This window comes from Phyllobacterium sp. 21LDTY02-6, from assembly GCF_023554255.2.
GTDB lineage: Bacteria > Pseudomonadota > Alphaproteobacteria > Rhizobiales > Rhizobiaceae > Phyllobacterium.
This window is the reverse complement of sequence record NZ_JAMJWD020000006.1, coordinates 316,789-333,284: the sequence shown is the minus strand read 5'-3', so window position 1 is coordinate 333,284 and position 16,496 is coordinate 316,789. Positions and strand designations below refer to the sequence as shown.

The following is a 16,496-nucleotide window of genomic DNA, read 5'->3' as shown; positions in this document are numbered from 1 at the left end:
AACCACGGCGCCCGCGGCAGATCGTTGCGGGCGCCTCAGAACGGGTAGCTGAGGCTCTGCAATTCGCGCGGGTCCGCGCCTTCGATGCGCCGCAACACGGCCTGGGCGAGCTGGCGCCCGGCATGGCGAATGTCTTCGTTGACGACGATTATTTCCGGGCGGAACCAGTGCAGGACATCCGATGTCTGCTTTGAGACGAGGTCGACGTCGTGACCGATCTTCAAACCCGCCGCCTCGATGCCGGCAACCAGCGCGATCGCCGTGCTGCCGCTGCAGCAGACGATCCCGTCCGGCCGGTTGGGCCGAGACATCACCTCTTCCGTCTTGCGCCTGATCGTGCCGAGCGCCGTATCGACATCGATGCCGGCAACGGCGATCGGAGTGGCATTGCCCTCCTCGATCGCCCGTAGAAATCCTCGCTGCAAATGCCTGAAATAAGTGACCGCAGGCGATGGTCCGCCCATCATGGCGATCCGCCTGCGCCCCTTTGCCAACAGGCTTTTGGTCGCCATGTCGGCAAAGGTCTCATTGTCGAAATCATGATAGGGATGTTCGATCCCCATCTCCGTACGACCATGGGTCGCAAATGGTATGCCATGCTCGGTCAGATAGCGAACGCGCGGATCGTCCGGCTCCGTGCGCGACATGATGATGCCGTCCGCCGATCCGGTTTCCACTATGTAGCGGATCGGCTGCATGGGGTCGTTCTCGGCGGAGTAAGGCGTGACCGTCAGGTGGTAGGGCGTATTGGAAAGCACCTCCGAAATGCCGTAGACCATGTTCGAGGTAAGTCCCATGATTTCCGATTGGGCGTTCAGGACGAGGCTGATCACGTTGGTCTTGCCGGTTCGAAGCCGAACGCCGGCGCGATTGGGCCGATAGCCGATCTGCTTGGCGATCAGCCGGACCCGGTTCTTGGTCGCCTGGCCGATTTCGGGCGCATCCTTCAGCGCCCGGGATACGGTCGTCACGCCGAGCCCCGCCATGAAGGCGATCGTCTTCAATGTCGGCCGCTCCGCCTCAATTGGCTCGTCGGCCTTCGCAGGGCCTCGTCCCGTGACCTTCGCTTCATCATTCATGGAAGTTCAGCTTATATCGTTACAGTTGTGGCCTTCAACCTAGCGATGTATTTGAAGCTTCGCAAGCTGTAAGGTCGTGAGCCACGATAAGCCAGTTTAGCCAGACATGCTCGGTTCAGCAACCTTACGCATTGTTTTTATAGAGTGATTTTAGACGTATCCTTCGTTTCCCAAAAAATATCGCTCTGGTGATTGCCTCACAGGAAAGTTTGCTCTAGGCTACCTGTAACGTTTCAGGTTTGGGAGGATAGGATGCGTTTTCATACTGGTTTTGCCGCCTTGTTTGCGTCGTCGGTTCTGTTTTCAGCCGGCAGCGCCGGTGCGGTCGATCTTGAAGTGACCCATTGGTGGACTTCTGGCGGCGAGGCGGCCGCGGCCAAGGTTCTGGCTGAATCCTACGACAAGCTCGGTGGCGATAAATGGGTGGACGGCGCCATTGCCGGATCGGGCACCACGGCGCGCCCCATCATCGTCAGCCGTATCCTTGGCGGCAATCCGATGGGTGCGACGCAGCTCAATACCGGGCGCGATGCCGAGGACCTGGTCAAGGCCGGCCTGATGACGGATTTGTCGGAGCTCGCGGCCAAGGAAGGCTGGGCGGATTTCATCCGCCCCTCCAAGCTTCTCGATGCCTGCAAATATGAAGGCAAGATCTATTGCGTTCCCGTCAATATCCACTCGTGGCAATGGATGTGGACCAATCCGTCGGTATTCAAGGATGCGGGGGTCAACCCGCCGGCAAACTGGAAGGATTTGGTGGCCGCGGCACCCAAGCTGAAGGAGAAAGGCGTCATTCCATTGGCAACGGGTGACGCCTGGCAGGTCGATGGCATTTTCCGGGTGCTGCTTGCCGCGATCGGTGGCAAGGAGCTTTACCTGAAGATCGCCGAGAAAAAGGATGCCGAAGCGGCGGCCGGCCCGGAGATGAAGGCTGTTTTGCAGGCTTTTGCCGAGGCGCGTGAGCTTGCCGATCCGGGCTATGTCGGACGGCAGTGGAACGAGGCGACGTCGCTGGTATTGACAGGCAAGGCCGGTGCCCAGGTCATGGGCGACTGGGCGCAGAGCGAGTTCGGCACGGCCGGCAAGGTCGCCGGCACCGATTATGACTGCCTGCCCGGCCTCGGCGTCTATCCGATGTTGGATACGGGCGGCGATGCCTTCTATTTCCCGAAGAGCGACAATCCGGAAGTGACGAAAGCGCAGCTGAAGCTCGCGAGCATGCTCGTTTCAAAGGAGACGCAAGTCTCGTTCAACCTCGCAAAAGGTTCGTTGCCGATCCGTGGCGATATCGACTTGAATACCGCCAATGCCTGCATGCAGAAAGGCATCAAGATTCTTGCCGACAGCAACAACGTCCTGCCGGCCTATGAGCAGGCGTTTTCGTCCGACACTCAGGGCCAGATCGAGGATCTCTCGACGGAGTTCTTTGCGGACAAGAATATGAGCGTCGACGATGCTCAGGCTCGCTTCGTCGAGATCATCACCGAGGCGCAATAGGCAGCCCTTTCCCACTTGACCCTTGTTGCCGTCCGAGCGGGCGGCAACGGCTCAGTCCGATGGAGCTTCCATGCCCAATAAACGGCCCTTCGCCCCGCTGCGAAACTTCAATGCCAAAGTCGCCGCCGTTCCCATGATCGCCACGGTGCTCGTCGTGTTCGTCGGCTGCACCCTGTGGACGGTGGTCTATTCATTCACGTCGTCGAGGTCACTGCCCGTGCTGGATTTCGTCGGTTTCGACCAGTATGAGCGGCTGTTCCGCACGACGCGCTGGAACGTGGCGTTGAAGAATCTCGCCATCTACGGCGTCTTGTCGCTGGTTTTCTCGCTGGTCATCGGCTTCATCCTGGCGGCGCTGATGGATCAGAAGATCCGTTTCGAGAATACGTTCAGGACGATCTTTCTCTATCCCCACGCCCTGTCCTTCATCGTTACCGGGCTCGCCTGGCAGTGGATCCTGGCGCCGACTTTCGGCATCCAGAAGGTCGTGCGCGACCTCGGTTTCGAGACCTTCGAGTTCTCGTTGCTGACCAACAGCCGATATACGATCTACGCCATCGTCATCGCCGGCCTGTGGCAGGGAACGGGACTGGTCATGGCGCTGATGCTGGCCGGGCTCAGGACCGTCGATGACGAAATCTGGAAAGCCGCCAGGGTCGATGGCATACCGGCCTGGAAAACCTATGTTTTCATCATCATTCCCATGATGCGGCCGGTGTTCGTGACGACCCTCGTCATTATCGCCGCGGCGATCGTCAAGATCTACGATCTCGTCGTCGCCATGACCAATGGCGGTCCCGGCATCGCCTCGGAAGTGCCGGCCAAATATGTCTACGACCTCATGTTCTCGCGCGGCAATCTCGGGCAAGGCCTTGCGGCTTCGACCATCATGCTGACGACCGTCCTCATCATTCTGGTCCCCTGGGCACTGATGGAATTTCGACCTACCAACAGGAAGGGAGGTGCGAAATGAGCACGCGTCCATCAATCGGCGAGCCGCGCGGGCGCAAGCCGAAGCGCTTTCTGTCGCCGGCCTCGATCATGATCTACGGCATACTCATCGTGGCTGCGATCTATTACCTCGTTCCGCTCTATGTGATGATCATGACGTCCATCAAGGGCATGCCGGAAATCCGGCTCGGCAACATCTTCTCGCCGCCCGTGGAGGTCACGTTTCAGCCGTGGGTGACTGCCTGGAACAGCGCCTGCACCGGCCTGAGCTGCGAGGGCATCAAGGTCGGGTTCTTCAACTCGATGAAGATATTGATCCCGAGCGTGATCATATCGATCATCGTCGCCTCGGTGAACGGCTACGCCCTCTCGAACTGGCGCTTCAAGGGTTCGGAGTTCTTCTTCACCGCGCTGATATTCGGGGCATTCATCCCCTATCAGGTGATGCTGTATCCGCTGGTGATCATTACGCGCGAACTCGGCATATTCGGCACCCTTACCGGTGTGATCGTCATCCATACCATATTCGGCATGCCGATCCTGACGCTTCTGTTCCGCAATTACTTCGTCTCGCTTCCGCCCGAATTGTTCAAGGCGGCGCGCGTCGATGGCGCTGGTTTCTGGCGCATTTTCCTGCAGATCATGCTGCCCATGTCGGTGCCGATCTTCGTCGTGGCGGTGATCCTGCAGGTCACGGGCATCTGGAACGACTTTCTTTTCGGCGTGATCTTCGCCGGCACCAAGAACTTCCCGATGACCGTGCAGCTCAACAACATCGTCAACTCCACCCAAGGCGTAAAGGAATACAACGTCAACATGGCTGCCACCATTCTCACGGGCGCCGTGCCCCTCCTCGTCTACTTCTTCTCCGGCAAGTATTTCGTCAGGGGCATTGCCGCTGGCGCGGTAAAAGGATGATGCCCGTGCACAGTGTTTCAATAAAGGATCTCGCAGTCAGCTTCGGCTCGGTGGACGTGCTCAAGGACCTCAATCTGGATATTGCCGATGGCGAGTTCCTCGTCCTGCTCGGCCCGTCGGGTTGCGGAAAGTCCACCTTGCTGAACTGCATCGCCGGCCTGCTCGATGTGTCCGAAGGGCAGATCGTCATCAAGGGGAAGAACGTTACCTGGGACGAGCCGAAGGATCGCGGCATCGGCATGGTCTTTCAGTCCTATGCGCTCTACCCGCAGATGACGGTCGAGAAGAACCTGTCGTTCGGCCTGCGCGTGGCGGGGCTGCCGAAGGAGGAGATCGCCAAGCGCGTCGCCGCAGCGGCCGAAATATTGCAGATCGGCCCCTTGCTGCAGCGCAAGCCCGGCGAACTTTCGGGGGGGCAGCGCCAGCGCGTCGCCATCGGCCGGGCGCTGGTGCGCGACGTGGACGTGTTCCTGTTCGACGAACCGCTGTCGAACCTCGATGCCAAGCTTCGCTCGGAATTGCGCGTGGAGATCAAGCGGCTCCACCACAAGCTGGCGAACACGATGATCTATGTGACGCATGACCAGATCGAAGCGCTGACTCTCGCCGATCGGATCGCGGTGATGAAGGGCGGGCTGATCCAGCAGCTGGACGAGCCGCTGACCATTTATAACAAGCCGCGCAATCTCTTCGTCGCCAGCTTCATCGGATCGCCCGCCATGAATTTCCTCAAGGGCGAGATCGTCACGCAGGGCGCGGCGCCCGCGTTCCGCTCCGGCGATTTCGTCGTCTCGCTCGATGGTTACGAATCGCAAGAACCGCTCACGGACGGCGCAGAGGTGATCTTCGGCTTCCGCCCGGAGCATGTGAGCATCAATGATACTCCCGGCCCGGCCGACCGATCCTGCGCCGCCAGCGTCGATATCGAGGAGCCGATGGGTTCCGACAGCCTGATCTGGCTGAAAATAGCCGGCAAGCCAGCCTCGGTCCGCACCGAGGCCGGAAGACGTTTCAAGCCCGGCGACAATGTCTGGCTCACCTTCAATCCGGCAATGGCGTCCGTTTTCGACGCCAATACCGAAAATCGCATCTAGCCTCCCAGCTATCATTGGAGAATGAAATGACCGACTATTCCTACCAGCTCTATAGTTCACGCAAGTTTCCGCCGCTCGAGCAGACCCTCGCCATGCTCAAACAGCATGGATACAGCCAGGTCGAGCCCTATGGTGGCCTCTATGGCGACGTGAAAGCGCTGAAACAGGGACTCGATGCGAATGGCTTGACCGCCCCGACAGGGCATTTCGGCATCGACATGCTGGAGAACGAACCCGCCAAGGTGCTGGATATCGCCGGTGAACTCGGCATGAAAGCAATCTACTGCCCCCATCTGGCACTGGAACTACGCCCGACGGATGCTGCCGGCTGGTCGGAATTCGGCCGCAGGCTGGAAGCAGCCCATGCCGTCTATGCCAAGGCGGGCTATATTTTCGGCTGGCACAATCACGACTTCGAATTCGTGGCTCTGCCCGATGGTTCCATCCCGCAACGATTGATCCTCGATGCGGCGCCGAGCATTTCCTGGGAAGCCGATATCGCCTGGATCATCCGCGGTGGCGGCGATCCCTTCAAGTGGATCGAGACAGACGGCAATCGTCTCAGTTCGGTCCACGTCAAGGATATCGCCGCCAGCGGCGAAAATCAGGATCAGGACGGTTGGGCCGATGTCGGGCATGGCACTGTCGACTGGAAGGCCCTGCTGGCGGCGCTGGAGAAGACGCCGGTGCGCTATTTCGTGCTCGAGCACGACAATCCCGCGGATGACGAGCAGTTCGCGAGCCGCTCAATCGCGACGCTGAAGGCAATCTAGGAAGCAATATGATGGCTAGAACATTGGGTATCGGAATAATCGGCGCCGGCAGCATATCGGCCTCCTATCTCAGGCTGGCGCCGCTCTTCAAGGGCATCGAGGTGCGGGCGATCGCGGACATCAACGATGCCGCCGCCACGGCGCGGGCCGCGGAATACAGGATCGAGGCGCGCAGCATCGACAAGCTGCTCGCCAGCGATGATATTGATCTGGTCGTCAATCTCACCATCCCGGACGCTCATTTCGACGTTTCGAAGCAGATATTGTCGGCGGGGAAGCATCTTTATTCGGAAAAGCCGCTGACCCTTTCACTGGCGGATGGTCTGGCGTTGAAAAAGCTCGCGGATTCGAAGAATCTCAAGGCAGGATGCGCGCCCGACACGTTTCTTGGCGGCGCACATCAATTGGCGCGCAAGCTGATCGACGATGGCAACATCGGCACCGTAACCTCGGGCACGGCCCATGTCCTGAGCCACGGCATGGAGCATTGGCACCCCAATCCAGACTTCTTCTTCAGGCCGGGCGGCGGTCCGATCCTCGATCTTGGACCCTATTACATCGCCAATCTCGTCAATCTCATCGGCCCCGTTCGCCGGGTGGCGGCACTGACGTCGATGGCGACGCCTACCCGCACCATATCCAGCGCGCCGCGTGCCGGCGAAATCATCAAGGTCACGACGCCGACGACGATTCAGGCCCTGCTCGAATTCGACAGCGGCGCCTCCGTAACGCTCTCCGCCAGCTGGGACGTCTGGGCGCATAATCATCCGAACATGGAGCTTTACGGCACGGATGGTTCGCTCTTCCTGCCGGACCCGAACTTCTTCGGTGGAGAGGTGAAGCTCGCCAAGCCGGGCAAGAAGCCCAAGCCCGCCCGCTCGTGGCAACACCCTCTGGGTATCCCCAACCAGAAGCACGCGAGCGGCATGATGGCCAATTATCGTACGGCCGGGCTGGCGGACATGACTTCGGCGATCCTTGGCGATCGGGACATACGTTGTTCGCTGGACCGTGCGCTGCACGGCGTCGACGTCATGGTGTCGATCCTGCGCTCCGGCGAAGAGAAGAAGTTCGTCGATATCGAGACCAGTTGCACCCGGCCTGAGGCGCTGGGCGTGAAAGAGGCAAGGTCGTTGTTGAAAACCGTATAATCCATCGCTCCCAAGCGATTGCGGTGGCGGTCGGGGGGCACTATGTTCGCCCCCCGATCACCATACTGGAATAACCCGTGACCGCTGACAATTCCAAGACGATCCGTATCGCCCGGCTCATTGCTTCCGAGATCCAGGCGCGTCCCGAACAGGCCGCCGCCGCCATAGAACTGCTGGATGGCGGCGCGACGGTTCCATTCGTCGCCCGTTACCGCAAGGAAGTGACGGGCGGCCTGGACGATACGCAATTGCGGACGCTCGACGACCGCCTGTCCTATCTGCGGGAACTCGATACGCGGCGCGACACGATCCTGGAATCGATCCGTGGCCAGGAAAAGCTCACGCCCGAGCTGGAATCCGCGATCATCGCCGCCACGACGAAGGCCGAGCTGGAGGATATCTACCTCCCCTATCGGCCGAAGCGCCGCACCCGCGCCGAGATTGCGAGAGAACGCGGGCTTGGCCCCTTGGCCGAGACGGTGCTTTCCGACCGAAGCGTCAATCCCGCCGAACTTGCGGCGAGCTTCATCAATGCGGAGGTGCCGGACGTCAAATCCGCACTCGACGGTGCAAGGGATATATTGGTCGAGACCTTCGCGGAAAATGCCGATCTCGTCGGCCGCTTGCGCAATTATCTGAAGGATCGCGCCGTCCTGCAGGCGCGGGTCATCGATGGCAAGCAGGAAGCCGGTGCGAAATTCTCCGATTATTTCAACCACACCGAGCGATGGGCAGCGGTCCCAGGCCACCGCGCGCTGGCCATGCTGCGCGGCCGGAACGAAGAGGTGCTCAGCCTCGAAATCACCGTCGATGCCGATGACACCAGCCCGGTCAAGCCGGTCGAGCGCATGGTTGCGGCGGCCTATGGCATCGGCGGTGACGGCGCGGCCAACAACTGGTTGATGGACGTGGTTCGCTGGGCCTGGCGCATCCGGCTTTCGCTCAATCTCTCGGTCGATCTCATGACGCTGATGCGCGAACGGGCGGAGGAGGACGCCATCAATGTTTTCGCCCGCAACCTGAAGGACCTGTTGCTGGCGGCGCCCGCCGGCTCGCGCGCCACGATGGGGCTTGATCCCGGCATTCGCACCGGCGTGAAGGTGGCGGTGGTGGATGGAACCGGCAAGCTGCTCGACACTGCGACTGTCTACCCGTTTCAGCCGCGCAACGACGTTCGCGGCGCGCAGTCAGAAATTGCAAGCCTCGTCCGCAAACACGGTGTCGAGTTGATTGCCATCGGCAACGGCACCGGCAGCAGGGAGACGGAGCGTCTCGTTGCCGACATGCTCGGCGACATGCCTCTGCCCCGTCCGCTCAAGGTGATCGTCAGCGAGGCCGGCGCTTCGGTCTATTCCGCCTCGGCTGCCGCGGCCGCGGAGTTCCCCAAGCTCGATGTTTCGCTGCGCGGCGCCGTCTCCATAGCGCGGCGCCTGCAGGATCCGCTTGCGGAACTGGTAAAGATCGACCCGAAATCCATCGGCGTCGGGCAATACCAGCATGATGTGGACCAATATCGGCTCGCCCGCGCACTCGATGCGGTGGTCGAGGATGCGGTGAACGGCGTGGGTGTCGATCTCAACACGGCGTCGGCGTCGCTCCTCGCGCGCATTTCGGGCCTCGGCACTGCGCTGGCCGAAGCCATCATCGCCTACCGCGATGAAATCGGGCCATTCAAGTCGCGGCGCGATCTGCTCAAGGTGGCGCGTCTCGGGCCGCGAGCCTTCGAACAATGCGCGGGCTTCCTGCGTATCCGCGGCGGTGCCGAACCGCTCGATGCCTCGGCCGTCCACCCGGAAGCCTATGGCGTCACCAAGAAGATCATCAATGCTTGCGGTCGCGATGTCCGCTCCCTGATGAGCGATCCGGCCGCGCTAAAAGCGCTCGATCCCAGGCTGTTCGTCGATGAAAAGTTCGGCTTGCCGACGATAAGGGACATTCTTTCCGAGCTGGAAAAGCCCGGCCGCGACCCGCGACCCGAATTCCGCACGGCAACCTTTGCCGAGGGCGTCGACGACATCAAGGATCTGAAGCCCGGAATGCAGCTCGAAGGTACGGTGACGAACGTCGCGGCCTTCGGCGCATTTGTCGATATCGGCGTGCATCAGGATGGGCTGGTGCATCTGTCCCAGCTTGCCGACCGCTTCGTCAAGGACGCCCATGAGGTCGTCAAGGCCGGCGATGTGGTTAAGGTCCGGGTGGTCGATGTCGATGTGAAGCGCAATCGCATCGGACTTACCATGCGCAAGGATGGTGGTGGCGATACGGTCCGCAGGTCGTCGAGGGACGAGCAGCCGCAAAGGAAGCCGCAGCCGCAGAAGCCGCAAAGCGCGCCGCAAGGGGCTCTCGGTGCTGCATTGGCCGATGCCTTGCGCAAGAAGTGACTAGGACGCTTCCGCGGCTTGCGAAATCGAGGCAAGCAGGGTTTCGCGCGCCGATCTGAGATGGGCACGGCAGGCCCTGTCCACTTTCGCGGCATCGCGCGAGCGCAGCGCTTCTATGTAGTCGAGATGCTCTTCCAGGGCCCGGGCGTTTCGCTGCTTGGCGTCAATCTTGTTCCACTGGTAATGGTAGTGGAAGACGATCGCGATAATATCGTAGAAATCATCGACGAAGCGGTTGCGCGACGCGGAGTGGATCAGGCGATGAAACCGTTCATCGAGTTCCGAAAACTCGCCAAAGCGTCGGTCGACATCGTTCAGCAGGGCGCGATGTTCCGCGTCGAGCTCATCGAGTTCCAGGCGCGCCGGATGATCTGCTTCCAGCTTGCTGAATGCAACGGCCGAGCGCAGCTCGAAGATTTCACGAATGTCGAACAGTTCGAGCGCGAAGCTCTCGGTGAAGCCCTTCAGCACCCAATGACTGTTGCGGCGCTTTTCGATCAGTCCAAAACGGCTGAACCGGATAAGGAATTCGCGAACGCTCGACGTGCCGACGCCGATCTCGCGAGCAAGTTCCAGCTCGTTGATCTGCATTCCCGGCTGGGCTCCGCCGGCCAAGATGCGCTTCATGAAACTGCGTTCGATGATCGACGAGAGCGAACTTGTCTCGATCTCCGGAAAGAAGTCCTGGCTGGACGGGCGACGCAAGACCGTCTTGCTCTTGCCGATCTGGATGAGCCCGGCTTCCTCCAGGGCCTTGAGAATAGCGCGCACGGTGGTGCGGCTGACGCTGAGCCTTGCCCCGAGATCGGCTTCCGAAGGCAAGGTATCGCCGATGTCGAGGAGCCGCAGACACCTGTTGTAGCCTTGCTTGAAAACCGTGTTCTGCTTCGACATTGCGCTCACCCGGCATGATCGCCTCAGCACATTTAGGCGCAACAATGATTGACTGCAAAGGTTTTTTGTCGATAAAAGACAGTGCATGCCAACAGAACGCTTGGGAGGGGCTCCGTTGAACATCCGCAGGATAGGGAAAACGTCACTCGCCGTAACCGAATTCGGCTTTGGCGGCGCGGCGATCGGCGGGCTTTACCGCGAATGCAGCCGCGAAGCGGCGATGGAAACGCTGCAGACCGCCTGGGATTCGGGCCTGCGCTACTTCGATACGGCGCCGTTCTACGGGTTTGGCCTCTCGGAACGGCGCACGGGTGACTTTCTTCGCAGCATGCCTCGAGACAGCTATGTCCTCTCGACCAAGGTTGGCCGTCTTCTGCGTCCGGTGCCGGAGGATCAGGTTCCCGACTATTCCTATGTCAATCCGCTGCCATTCACCGTGGATTACGATTACAGCTATGACGGCATAATGCGTTCGTTCGAGATGAGCTTTGCGCGGCTGGGTCTCAACCGGATCGACATATTATATGTGCACGATATCGGCGCCTATACGCACGGCGCGGAAAAGAACGCCGTCTATCAGCGGCAGCTTCTCGATAGCGGCATCAAGGCGCTCTCGGAACTGAAATCTTCCGGTGCGATCGCTGCCTATGGTCTCGGTGTGAACGAAGTCGAAGTCTGCATGGACGTCATTGCCCATAGCGAGATCGACTGCATCCTTCTGGCCGGACGCTACTCCCTGCTCGACCGGTCTGCCGAGAGAGGGCTTCTGGAAGAGTGCAACAGGCGGCAGATTTCCCTTGTCATCGGCGGCGTGTTCAATTCCGGCATATTGGCGACAGGCCCGGTTCCCGGCGCGCATTTCGATTATGGTCCCGCCTCGGAGGAGGTTCTGCAAAAGGTGCGTTCCCTCGAAGAGATCGCGCGCAGCAATGGCGTGCCGCTCGCGGCCGCCGCCATGCAGTTCCCATTGCAACAGCCTGCCGTCGCCAATGTGCTGATCGGCACGGCAAAGCCTGCCAGCCTCAAGCGCAACATGGAGCTTTTGTCGGTCGAAGTGCCGCAATCGGTCTATGAACAGAGCGAGGCGCATGTGATCCGATAGTCCGGATTCGACCGCGCTTGCCAAGGTGCGGGTTTTAAATTAGCTTCGACGTGCATAGTTTTTTATCGATAAAGATCGGATTGAAACAGCGCCCTCTCGATCCGGTCAGTAAATAAATCAACCGGCGCTTTGAGAGGAACGCAACCCATGAATTCATTCGGAAGAACCATCCGCCGCAGAACCATTCTCGCCACGGCAGGCGCGGCTCTCGTCGCCGCAACCCTTGCCGGCGTCCCCGCCAGGGCGCAGGACGTGACGATCCCGATCATCGTGAAGGATACAACCTCCTTCTACTGGCAGATCGTGCTGGCCGGCGCGCGCAAGGCGGGCAAGGAACTGGGCATCAAGGTGCCGGAGCTTGGAGCACAGGCGGAATCCGACATCAACGGCCAGATCTCCATACTGGAAAACGCCGTCTCGGGATCGCCGGCGGCAATCGTGATTTCGCCGACGGAGTTCAAGGCCCTCGGCAAGCCGATCGACGACGCCGCCGAGTCCGTCAAGATCATCGGCATCGATTCAGCGGCCGATTCAAAGGCGTTTACCTCCTTCCTGACCACCGACAATATCCAGGGTGGCCGCGTAGCCGCCGATGGTCTGGCGGCGGCCATAACGGAGGCCTTCGGCAAGGCGGAAGGCGAAGTTGCATTGATCACCGCGCTCCCGGGCGTCGGATCGCTCGATCAGCGCGCGCAGGGCTTCAAGGAGCAACTGGCAGCCAAATATCCCGGACTCAAGCTCGTGGCCGACAAGGTAGCCGACGGCCAGGCGACCACCGGGCTCAACATCACCACCGATCTGATAACCGCCAATCCGAACCTGAAAGGCATCTTCGCTTCCAACCTGATCATGGGGCAAGGCGCGGGCCAGGCGATTGCTGAAAACAAGGCCCAGGACAAGATCAAGCTGATCGCGTTCGACAGCGATGAGAAGCTGGTGAAGCTGCTCAGTGACGGCGTCATCCATGCCCTCGTCGTGCAGGACCCGTTCCGGATGGGCTATGACGGCATCAAGACCGCGCTCGCCGCCTCCAAGGGCGAGAAGGTGGAAGCGAATGTCGATACCGGCGCCAACCTCATCACCAAGGCCAATATGAACGAGCCAAGGGCGCAGGAACTCCTCAATCCCAAGCTGGATTAACGGAACGGGCGGCGGGCGCACACCGCCGCCCAATTCTTTTGGCAAGGCGCGGGACGGTTCGGTTCGAACCGCTCCGGCCACCATTCAGAACCGGCGAGGCGTCATGACAAGCCAAGATTCTGCACCGCATTCTGTCACCGGCCGCGTCCAACCGGCGCCAATCCTCGAGCTGCGCGGGCTTGAAAAGCAATATTTCGGCACCCATGCGCTGAAACCGGCAGACCTTGCCTTCGAAGCAGGGGAAATCCACGCGATCGTCGGTGAGAACGGCGCGGGAAAATCGACGCTGATCAAGCTTCTTACCGGTGTCGTCCCGCGCACGGCCGGCGATATCTACTGGCGCGGCGAGCCTGTGGGTCTGAAGACGCCGCTGGAGGCGATCCGCCACGGCATCAATGCCGTGCATCAGGAAGTGGTGCTGTGTCCGCATCTGAGCGTCGCCGCCAATATTTTCCTCGGCGAGGAACGCCAGCGCTTCGGGCTGCTGCGTCACCGCAGCATGGTGCGTGAAGCACGGAAGATCCTCGACGATCTCGGCTTCGACCTGCCCGCCGACGCCCTGCTCGGCGACCTGACGATCGGCCAGCAGCAATTGATTGCGACGGCGCGCGCGGCAACGCGCGGAGCGCGGTTCCTGATATTCGACGAGCCGACGGCGTATCTTACCCGCAAGGAGGCTGCACAGCTTTTCACGCTGATCCGCCGCATGCAGCGCGAGGGCGTCACGATCATCTATATCAGCCACCGCCTCGAGGAAGTCTTCGAGCTTGCCGATCGTGTTTCGGTTTTGAGGGACGGGACGCTTGTCGGCACGAGGAACATCGGCGAAACAAGCGAGAACGAACTGATATCCCTGATGATAAACCGCTCCATCGAGCAGATTTATCACAAGGATAGCTTCAGCTTCGGCGCAACCGTGCTCGAAACGCGCAATTTGTCGGGACCGGGTTTCCAGGACATATCGCTCAGCGTTCGCGAAGGCGAGATTGTCGGCCTCTACGGGCTGATCGGCGCCGGGCGGAGCGAATTCGTCTCGGCAGTGTTCGGCCGCCAGCCGAAGACGTCAGGCTCCATCCTCTGGCAGGGCGAGGAAGTGGCGATCCGCCGCGAGCGCGATGCGATCAAGCTCGGGATCGCCCTTGCCCCTGAAAGCCGGCGCGACCAGGGCCTGTGCCTGTCCTTGCCGGTCAGCCTCAATCTCAACCTGCCGATCTACAAGCAGTTGAGCCGCAACGGGCTTGTTTCCTCGCGCGAGGAGAAGGCGCGCGCCGACCGCCAGATCGCTGATCTTCGGATCAAGACGGCCGGGCGATCGGCGAGCGCCGCCAGCCTCTCTGGTGGCAACCAGCAGAAGATCGTTATCGGGAAATGGCTCAATCACGGCGCCAAGCTCTTCATCTTCGACGAGCCGACCGTGGGTGTCGACGTCGGGACGAAAGCGGAGATCTACCGCCTCTTTTCCGCGCTTCTTGCGCAGGGCGCCGGCATTATCCTCATCTCTTCCTACCTGCCGGAGGTCTACGAACTCGCCGATACGCTCCATGTATTCCGCCGGGGCGAAATCGTTGCCAGCCATGCCCATAACAGCGCGAGCCACGAAGATATTCTGAGCCGGGCTCTCGGCTCGGCGCCAGTTACCTCCACCAATGCCGCCTCTGGAGATTTGAACCGATGAGTATCGAAAACACCGAAGCCGCCATTTCGCCGAGGAAGCGATTCAACATTCTGTTCGGGTTGACGCTGTTTGCGTTGCTGCTTGTGCTCTGGCTGATCCTGGGGCTGTCGACAACGACATTCTGGACCAGCAACAATATGGCCAACCTGCTGCGGCAGGGTGCGATGATCGCCATCCTCGCCGTCGGGCAGACTTTCGTGATCATCACGGGCGGTATCGACCTTTCCGTCGGCGCCATAGCGGGTTTTGCCAGTACCGTGGTGGCACTGCTTCTGGCCCAGGGATTCCCGATATGGGCGGCTATTTCGATCACCCTGCTGATCGGCGTGGGCATCGGCCTCTTTCATGGCTTCGGCATCGTCCGCATGGGGCTGCCGCCGTTCATCATAACGCTCGCCACGCTGACCTCGCTGCGCGGCGTCGGGCTGCTGCTGACGAATGGCGCGACGATCTCGATCGACAATGACGCCTTCACCGACTTCTCGCGCAACGATTTTCTCGGTGTGCCGAACCTTTTCTGGATGGTCATCCTCGTCGGTGTTCCGGCCTATATCTTCCTGCAGCACAGCCGCTGGGGCCGCTACCTGTTTTCCGTGGGCTCCAATGCCGAAGCCTCCCGCCTTTCCGGCGTGAACGTCAAAGGGACGATCTATCTCGCCTATACGCTCTCGGCCGTCTGTGCGTCTTTCGTCGGCATCCTCCTCGCCATGCGCATCGGCGTCGGCAATCCGACGCAGGCCGAGGGCTGGGAGTTGCAGGCAATCGCTTCCTCGGTGATTGGCGGTACGAGCCTCTTCGGCGCGGTGGGATCGGTGCAGGGACCCCTTCTCGGCGCATTCATCCTCGCCACCATCAACAATGGTGCGAACCTCCTGAACGTGAATTCGTTCTGGCAGCGGGTGATAACGGGCGTCCTGATCATCGTCATCGTCTATTTCGACCAGCTCCGGCGGCGCAAGGGCTAGTGACCCCGAATCTGAAGTAGGCAAGGTTGAACCTCGCGGCAGCACGCCTATTGTAGGTCTTGCTGAAACAGGTGCGAGGAACTGCCATGGCCTATGAACTGTACTATTGGGACGGATTGCAGGGGCGCGGCGAGTTTGTCAGGCTGGCGCTCGAATGTGCCGGGGCCGATTATGTCGAAGTGTGCCGGGCCGAGGACGGCAAGGGCATGGGCGCCATGATGAACATTCTGAAGGGCCGGGCTTCGCCGTTCACGCCCTTCGCTCCGCCCTTCCTCAAGGATGGCGATGTCCTCGTCTCGCATGTCGCCAACATCCTGTTCTATCTCGCTCCGAAGCTCGGACTGGCCCCAAAAACCGAGTTCTTGCGCTACTTCGCCAATGGCCTGCAGCTCACCATCACGGATTTTCTCGCCGAGGTGCACGACACGCATCATCCGATCGCCACGTCCCAATATTACGAAGACCAGAAGGAGGCGGCGAAGTTGCGGGCGACCGATTTCCTGAAGCACCGCATGCCCAAATTCCTGGATTATTTCGAACGGACCCTCAAGGAGAACCCGGAGAAGTCCGGGCACCTCGCCGGCGGCGGGCTCACCTATGTCGATCTTTCGATTTTCCAGGTCATCGAGGGGCTTCGCTACGCATTCCCCCGCGCCACCGCCGGCCTGGCCAAGGCATATCCCGGTCTGGTCACACTGCGCGATGTCGTGGAGCAGATACCGAATGTGCGAAACTACCTCGCCTCGGAGCGCCGGCTGGCCTTCAATACCTCCGGCATCTTCCGGCACTATCCTGAGCTCGACCTGGATCTCTGAGCAAGGTTCGAGCCGATTTCCTCTGGACATGCCGTTTTGAAGGCGCTCCATTGGCGATGTT

The 16,496-nt window shown here is 60.5% G+C and carries 14 protein-coding genes; 12 read left to right on the top strand and 2 right to left on the bottom strand.

Going from position 1 to position 16,496, the window contains the following annotated elements:
• Positions 1–35: 35 nt before the first annotated feature.
• On the bottom strand, positions 36–1,079 hold the full coding sequence (locus M8997_RS20070) for a LacI family transcriptional regulator (protein WP_250019731.1): 1,044 nt from the start codon (positions 1,077–1,079) through the stop codon (positions 36–38).
• Between the two features lie 252 nt (positions 1,080–1,331).
• Here M8997_RS20070 and M8997_RS20065 point away from each other — a divergent pair, with 252 nt between their 5' ends.
• The 7 genes from M8997_RS20065 (at position 1,332) to M8997_RS20035 (ending at position 9,844) form a co-directional block, all read left to right on the top strand.
• The gene (locus tag M8997_RS20065; RefSeq protein ID WP_250019732.1) at positions 1,332–2,576 is read left to right on the top strand and encodes an ABC transporter substrate-binding protein; all 1,245 of its coding nucleotides are present in this window, start codon (positions 1,332–1,334) and stop codon (positions 2,574–2,576) included.
• A 70-nt stretch (positions 2,577–2,646) separates the two neighbouring features.
• Positions 2,647–3,549 carry a carbohydrate ABC transporter permease gene (locus M8997_RS20060; RefSeq protein WP_250019733.1) on the top strand — a complete coding sequence of 301 codons (903 nt, stop codon included), beginning with the start codon at positions 2,647–2,649 and terminating at the stop codon, positions 3,547–3,549.
• Complete coding sequence (locus tag M8997_RS20055) at positions 3,546–4,445, top strand: carbohydrate ABC transporter permease (protein WP_250019734.1); 900 nt, start codon at positions 3,546–3,548, stop codon at positions 4,443–4,445. The genes M8997_RS20060 and M8997_RS20055 overlap by 4 nt, the downstream gene beginning before the upstream one ends.
• Complete coding sequence (locus M8997_RS20050) at positions 4,442–5,539, top strand: ABC transporter ATP-binding protein (protein WP_305884381.1); 1,098 nt, start codon at positions 4,442–4,444, stop codon at positions 5,537–5,539. The genes M8997_RS20055 and M8997_RS20050 overlap by 4 nt, the downstream gene beginning before the upstream one ends.
• A 26-nt stretch (positions 5,540–5,565) precedes the next feature.
• The gene (locus M8997_RS20045) at positions 5,566–6,312 is read left to right on the top strand and encodes a sugar phosphate isomerase/epimerase (RefSeq protein WP_250019736.1); all 747 of its coding nucleotides are present in this window, start codon (positions 5,566–5,568) and stop codon (positions 6,310–6,312) included.
• A gap of 11 nt (positions 6,313–6,323) precedes the next feature.
• Positions 6,324–7,463: a Gfo/Idh/MocA family protein gene (locus tag M8997_RS20040; RefSeq protein ID WP_250019737.1), complete on the top strand. Its 1,140-nt coding sequence runs from the start codon at positions 6,324–6,326 to the stop codon at positions 7,461–7,463.
• A 77-nt stretch (positions 7,464–7,540) separates the two neighbouring features.
• Positions 7,541–9,844, top strand: coding sequence for a helix-hairpin-helix domain-containing protein (locus M8997_RS20035; RefSeq protein WP_250019738.1), 2,304 nt, complete (start codon positions 7,541–7,543; stop codon positions 9,842–9,844).
• On the opposite strand, the gene M8997_RS20030 is transcribed toward M8997_RS20035, so the two are convergent.
• The gene (locus tag M8997_RS20030) at positions 9,845–10,738 is read right to left on the bottom strand and encodes a GntR family transcriptional regulator (protein ID WP_250019739.1); all 894 of its coding nucleotides are present in this window, start codon (positions 10,736–10,738) and stop codon (positions 9,845–9,847) included.
• A 115-nt stretch (positions 10,739–10,853) separates the two neighbouring features.
• On the opposite strand from M8997_RS20030, the gene M8997_RS20025 reads away from it, so the two are divergent.
• The 5 genes from M8997_RS20025 (at position 10,854) to M8997_RS20005 (ending at position 16,435) form a co-directional block, all read left to right on the top strand.
• Positions 10,854–11,840, top strand: coding sequence for an aldo/keto reductase (locus M8997_RS20025; protein WP_250019740.1), 987 nt, complete (start codon positions 10,854–10,856; stop codon positions 11,838–11,840).
• A gap of 147 nt (positions 11,841–11,987) precedes the next feature.
• Positions 11,988–12,980 carry an ABC transporter substrate-binding protein gene (locus tag M8997_RS20020; RefSeq protein WP_250019741.1) on the top strand — a complete coding sequence of 331 codons (993 nt, stop codon included), beginning with the start codon at positions 11,988–11,990 and terminating at the stop codon, positions 12,978–12,980.
• Positions 12,981–13,083: 103 nt separating this feature from the next.
• A complete protein-coding gene (locus M8997_RS20015; protein WP_250019743.1) occupies positions 13,084–14,655 on the top strand; it encodes a sugar ABC transporter ATP-binding protein in 1,572 nt (523 codons plus the stop codon).
• The gene (locus M8997_RS20010) at positions 14,652–15,620 is read left to right on the top strand and encodes an ABC transporter permease (RefSeq protein WP_250019745.1); all 969 of its coding nucleotides are present in this window, start codon (positions 14,652–14,654) and stop codon (positions 15,618–15,620) included. The genes M8997_RS20015 and M8997_RS20010 overlap by 4 nt, the downstream gene beginning before the upstream one ends.
• An 86-nt stretch (positions 15,621–15,706) precedes the next feature.
• Entirely contained in the window at positions 15,707–16,435 is a 729-nt protein-coding gene (locus M8997_RS20005) for a glutathione S-transferase (protein ID WP_250019746.1), read from the top strand.
• Positions 16,436–16,496: the final 61 nt, after the last annotated feature.